The organism is Brevibacillus sp. B_LB10_24, assembly GCF_046036945.1.
Classification (GTDB): domain Bacteria; phylum Bacillota; class Bacilli; order Brevibacillales; family Brevibacillaceae; genus Brevibacillus_C.
On sequence record NZ_JBJQOQ010000082.1, the window covers coordinates 1 to 726 of the forward strand.

Annotated in this window: 1 protein-coding gene; it reads right to left on the reverse strand. The window is 60.2% G+C overall.

The window, feature by feature from the left end; translation table 11 throughout:
* The coding region (locus ACI7RC_RS27760) for a hydantoinase/carbamoylase family amidase (protein WP_408111387.1) at positions 1-726 on the reverse strand (726 nt) is incomplete at both ends.

The window sequence follows — 726 nt, forward strand, 5'->3', positions numbered from 1 at the left end:
CCTCGTCAGTGTCGCGAATGTCCACGCTGAATTCGACCGTTCCGGGGATGACATTTTGCCCGCCCGGATAGGCCGCAATCTTTCCGACGGTTCCGACCATGGGCACAGACGGATCGCTGCCGCAGATCTTTTCGATCGCCAGGATCACTTCGGCCGCCCCTGACATCGGATCTCGGCGCATGTTCATCGGAACGGTCCCCGCGTGCCCGGCCATGCCGTGCAGCTTGATATTCAGCCAGGCCGGTCCGGCAATCCCCGTGACGATGCCCACGGGCGCATTCATCGCCTGCAGGTACGGCCCCTGTTCGATATGCATCTCCAGGTATGCCTTGATCTCGCCCGGCTTGCGCACCGAATCCTGCTGGTTGTCCGGATCGAGTCCCATGGAACGCAGTTCTTCATAACGGCTGATCCCTTCGTCATCGGTCATGTGCAGTTTTTCCTGCGTCATCTTGCCGATCATGCCGGTGCTGCCGAACAGACCGCTGTAGAACCGCGGCCCTTCCTCGTCGCAAAAAGCGACGACCTCGATCGGATGGGTATGTGTGATATTTGCTTCACGAATGGCCTGCACGACCTCGATGCCGCCGATCACGCCGATGGTGCCGTCATAGCGGCCGCCATTTGGCACCGAATCGATATGGGAGCCGAGCATGACGACGAATGCCTGGGGATCGGTTCCTTCCTTGCGGCCGATCAGGTTGCCGAAGGAATCTTGCCGAACCG